We start from the raw sequence: 1615 nt of genomic DNA on the forward strand, positions 1-1615 counted from the left end.
AGCTGAGTGGAAAAAAGTTCACGATCAAGTTTTAGATGCTGGTGGTCTGCACATCATCGGTACTGAGCGTCATGAATCTCGTCGTATCGATAACCAGTTACGTGGCCGTTCTGGTCGTCAAGGTGATGCGGGTTCATCTCGTTTCTACCTATCGATGGAAGACTCACTACTGCGTATCTTCACTTCAGATCGTATGGCAAGCTTGATTCAAAGCGGTATGGAAGAAGGCGAAGCAATCGAATCTAAGATGTTGTCTCGTTCTATTGAAAAAGCACAACGCAAAGTGGAAGGTCGCAACTTCGACATCCGTAAACAGCTTCTTGAATACGATGACGTGGCGAACGATCAACGTAAAGTGGTTTACGAACTGCGTGATGAGCTCATGAACGTTGACGATATCAGCGACATGATTGAACAAAACCGTGAAGATGTGCTCACAGCGATCATCGACGAATACATTCCACCACAATCTCTAGAAGACATGTGGGATGTGGAAGGTCTTCAAGAACGTTTGAAAGCAGATTTCGATCTAGACGCGCCAATCAAGCAATGGCTTGAGGAAGACGACAAACTGTACGAAGAAGCGCTGCGCGAGAAGATTATCAGCCTAGCCGTTGAAGTATACAAAGCGAAAGAAGAAGTTGTGGGTGCACAAGTGCTTCGTAACTTCGAAAAATCAGTGATGCTTCAAACACTCGATACGCTTTGGAAAGAGCATCTGGCGGCGATGGATCATCTGCGTCAAGGTATCCACCTACGTGGCTACGCACAAAAGAACCCGAAACAAGAGTACAAACGTGAATCGTTTGAATTGTTTGAAGGTTTACTTGAAGCGCTGAAGACTGACGTTATTACTGTTCTGTCTCGTGTCCGCGTTCAACAGCAAGAAGAAGTTGAGCGTATGGAAGAGCAACGTCGTGCACAAGCAGAAGAAGCTGCTCGTTGTGCGCAGGCTCAGCATGCAGCTGCGGAAAATCAGTTGGCTGATGGTGAAGAGTCTGAGGGCTCAAATCAACCTGTTGTTCGTGATGAGCGTAAAGTAGGTCGAAACGAACCTTGTCCATGTGGTAGTGGCAAGAAATACAAGCAGTGTCACGGTCAGATCAATTAATCTAACTTGATAACTTAATAAGAAAGAGTCGCTTAGGCGGCTCTTTTTATATCGATAGATCCTAGGTAAATATCCATGAAAAGAATTCACATTGTTGCAGCGATCATTTTCAATCAAGATAAGTCGCAAATCTTTATTACTAAACGTCCTGATGATAAACACAAAGGTGGTTTTTGGGAGTTTCCGGGCGGTAAAGTCGAGCTAGGAGAAACAGTTGAACAGGCGATGCTTCGTGAGCTTGAAGAGGAAGTGGGGATTCGAGTGATTGAACAAGCACCGTTTGAACACCTTGAATACGATTACCCAGATAAGTCACTAAAATTTGATTTTATTACCGTCTCTCAGTTCGAGAACGAACCTTATGGTCGAGAAGGTCAAGAAGGGCGCTGGGTCGCAGTTGGTGAATTAGGGGATTACACCTTCCCTGAAGCGAACGTGCCTATCTTACAACGTGTCGTAAAAGAGTTTGCTTAAGCCCAATGAACGTGCTTGTGGTTAACACAG

General features: G+C 45.0%; 2 protein-coding genes. Both read left to right on the forward strand.

The genetic code is table 11. From position 1 onward, the window contains the following. A partial coding sequence (locus R7P35_RS24035; RefSeq protein ID WP_318092838.1) for an SEC-C metal-binding domain-containing protein occupies window positions 1–1111 on the forward strand: 1111 nt, incomplete at its 5' end. A gap of 75 nt (window positions 1112–1186) precedes the next feature. Beyond that, window positions 1187–1585: an 8-oxo-dGTP diphosphatase MutT gene (gene mutT / locus R7P35_RS24040; protein ID WP_047725525.1), complete on the forward strand. Its 399-nt coding sequence runs from the start codon at window positions 1187–1189 to the stop codon at window positions 1583–1585. Window positions 1586–1615 lie beyond the last annotated feature (30 nt).

Origin of the sequence: Vibrio sp. Vb0304 (assembly GCF_033338995.1) — a bacterium.
Taxonomy (GTDB): domain Bacteria; phylum Pseudomonadota; class Gammaproteobacteria; order Enterobacterales; family Vibrionaceae; genus Vibrio; species Vibrio alginolyticus.

What these genes read in the sequence shown, in the direction of transcription:
- mutT (WP_047725525.1), top strand. Translation starts at nt 1,187, where the DNA reads ATGAAAAGAATTCACATTGTTGCAGCGATCATTTTCAATCAAGATAAG.